Below are 2,685 nucleotides of genomic sequence, written 5' to 3' on the forward strand. Positions count from 1 at the left end.
TCGCTTCCCGAGGACGATGCTGAACGGCTGCACGCAGCAGCCTGTGCGCTCGACATGGGCGTGCTGGTGGAGGTGCATGACGCCGCAGAAATGGAGCGGGCGCTCAAGCTCTCCTCACCGCTCGTCGGCATAACAACCGCAACCTGCGTACCTTCGAGGTCAGCGTGAGCGTCAGCGAAGAGCTTGCGGCGATGGTGCCGGACGATCGGCTGCTGGTCAGCGAGAGCGGCATCTTTACCCATGCAGACTGCAAGCGGCTGCGGGCGGCCGGCATCAACACCTTCCTCGTCGGAGAAAGCCTGATGCGCCAGGATGACGTGGCGGCTGCGACCCGCGCTCTGCTCTTCGGCGAAGCGGCAATCGCGGCGGAATAACATGAGCGGCGAGAAGCCAGGACTTACCCATATAGCCGCCTCCGGTGAGGCCCACATGGTCGATGTCGGCGGCAAGGCCGATACGGTTCGCATTGCAACTGCGGAAGGCCATGTAAAGATGACGGCGCAAACGCTGCGACTGATCCGTGAAGGAAACGCGAAGAAGGGCGACGTCATCGGCACGGCGCGGCTGGCCGGCATCATGGCGGCAAAGCAGACGTCCAGCCTTATCCCGCTCTGTCATCCCCTAATGCTCACGAAGGTGAGCGTCGAGATCGAGGAGGATGTCGCCCTGCCCGGCCTGCGCATCATCGCGACCGCCAAGCTCACCGGCAAGACAGGCGTCGAGATGGAAGCGCTAACCGCCGTGTCCGTCGCCTGCCTGACGATCTACGACATGGCGAAGGCCGCCGACAAGGCGATGGAGATCGGCGGCATCCGGCTGCTCGAAAAGTCGGGCGGCAAATCCGGCGACTTCCGCCAGCCGGAGGCTGGCCGATGAGCCTCCTTCCGGTCGCCGAGGCGCAAGGCAGGTTGCTTGGGCACGCCAAGCCGATTTCCGATGTCGAGACCGTTTCGCTTGCGGACGGGGATCGGCGTGTGCTCGCGGCCGACTTGACGGCGCGGCTGACGCAGCCGCCCTTCAATGCGTCTGCGATGGACGGCTACGCGCTGCGTCGCGAGGATGCACCGGAACCCGGCGCTAAACTCAAGCTCATCGGCACATCTGCGGCAGGACACGCTTTCGATGGCACCGTGGGCAAGGGCGAAACAGTCCGCATCTTCACGGGCGCGCCGGTTCCCACCGGCGCCGACAGCGTCCTGCTGCAGGAGGACGCTGAGAAAATCGATGGAGGCATCCGAACGAAATATCCCATCCGCCAGGGCCAGCATATCCGTCTCCGCGGGCAGGATTTCGATGAAAACGAGGCGGTGCTCGCCGCCGGCACCGTCATGGATTTCACGCGACTGACAGTGGCCGCCGCCATGAACCATGCCTTGATCGACGTGCTGCGCAAGCCGCTTGTGGCGGTCCTTGCAACCGGCGACGAACTGCTGACGCCGGGAAGCGACCTGGGGCCCTCGCAGATCGTCGCGTCGAATACGTTCGGTATCACGGCGTTGGTGCACAAGGCCGGCGGCAACGTGCTCGATCTCGGTATCGTGCCCGACGACAAGGTTGCTATCACGACAGCGGTCCGCAGGGCACAGGCCGCCGGTGCCGATGTCATCATAACGCTCGGCGGCGCCTCCGTCGGCGACCACGACCTCGTGCAGGCCACACTGGTTACGGCGGGCATGACGCTCGATTTCTGGAAAATCGCCATGCGCCCAGGCAAGCCGCTGATGGTCGGCAACCTCGGAAGCACGCACGTGCTCGGTCTGCCGGGCAATCCGGTATCAAGCCTCGTCTGCGCCTTGCTGTTCCTCGAACCGCTGGTCCGCAAGCTCGCCTCACTGCCGCCGGTCAAGCGCGACACCATGGTGGAGGCGGCCGTCACCCTTGCCTCCAATGATCAGCGCCAGGACTATGTGCGCGCGAAGCTCGCCAAATCCTCCTCCGGCAAGTGGCTGGCGGAGCCGTTCGACAAGCAGGATTCGTCGATGATGAAGGTCTTCGCCCATGCCGACTGCCTGATCATCCGCCCGCCCCATGCGCCGCAGCTTCCGGCGGGATCCCCCTGCCCGGTGATGCTGCTCCGACCGGACCTTCTCAGCTGACTTATGGCACAAGTGCGATCCGTCGCGACTCCGCTGATCTAAAGCGAATACACCCCGCTCACATTCTCCATCTCCGTCCCGAAGTCCGCGACCGCGTATGTCGTCACCAGTCGAAGCCGCTCGCGGGGCAAAGGCGCCCTGCCCGGGTCGCCGATCAGGACGTCGATGCCACCGGCGCGGCAGCGGGCTAGGAACGGCAGGACGCGGCTTGCAAGCCTTGCATCGTAGAACACGTCGCCCGCCAGGATGACATCGCAAGCAGGAGGCGAAGCGTCGAGGATATCGGCTTGCAGCGTTTCGATCTTGGTACCATTCGTAGCAGCGTTGAGGTCTATCGCGGCAATCGCATGAATATCGATGTCAATCGCGGTGACATGGGCAGCACCTGCATTCGCAGCAGCAATAGCAACCAGGCCCGAGCCTGAACCGAGATCGAGGACATGGCGATCGCTAACGGTCTGGGGCTGGAAGAGGATATGGCGGGCGAGCACCGCTCCGCCAGCCCAATGATAAGCCCAGTAGGGCGCGGTGGAACCCGAGCGTCCAAGCCTTGCCAGTCGCCCCAGCCCGCTTCCCGAATGTGCTGTAT

The 2,685-nt window shown here is 64.2% G+C and carries 3 protein-coding genes and 1 pseudogene; 3 read left to right on the forward strand and 1 reads right to left on the reverse strand.

All coding sequences use genetic code 11. The annotated features are described in order from the left end of the window. The 3 genes and pseudogenes from C9413_RS30740 to glp all read left to right on the forward strand — a co-directional run. A pseudogene (locus C9413_RS30740) lies at window positions 1-374 on the forward strand (indole-3-glycerol-phosphate synthase TrpC); the annotation flags it as partial. A gap of 1 nt (window position 375) precedes the next feature. Further along, window positions 376-876, forward strand: a complete 501-nt coding sequence (gene moaC, locus C9413_RS30745) for a cyclic pyranopterin monophosphate synthase MoaC (protein WP_170251377.1) — start codon at window positions 376-378, stop codon at window positions 874-876. Beyond that, window positions 873-2,096 (forward strand): gephyrin-like molybdotransferase Glp, encoded by a 1,224-nt coding sequence (gene glp, locus C9413_RS30750; RefSeq protein WP_039844929.1) that lies wholly within the window; start codon window positions 873-875, stop codon window positions 2,094-2,096. Before moaC ends, glp begins: the two co-directional genes overlap by 4 nt. A 38-nt stretch (window positions 2,097-2,134) precedes the next feature. On the opposite strand, the gene C9413_RS30755 is transcribed toward glp, so the two are convergent. Continuing rightward, the coding region (locus C9413_RS30755) for a 50S ribosomal protein L11 methyltransferase (RefSeq protein WP_170251378.1) at window positions 2,135-2,685 on the reverse strand (551 nt) is incomplete at its 5' end.

The sequence above is a fragment of the Rhizobium sp. SEMIA 4085 genome (assembly GCF_013004495.1).
Taxonomy (GTDB): Bacteria; Pseudomonadota; Alphaproteobacteria; order Rhizobiales; family Rhizobiaceae; genus Rhizobium; species Rhizobium gallicum.

Coding starts and splice junctions, on each gene's coding strand:
- moaC (WP_170251377.1), top strand. CDS start 376: ATGAGCGGCGAGAAGCCAGGACTTACCCATATAGCCGCCTCCGGTGAG.
- glp (WP_039844929.1), top strand. CDS start 873: ATGAGCCTCCTTCCGGTCGCCGAGGCGCAAGGCAGGTTGCTTGGGCAC.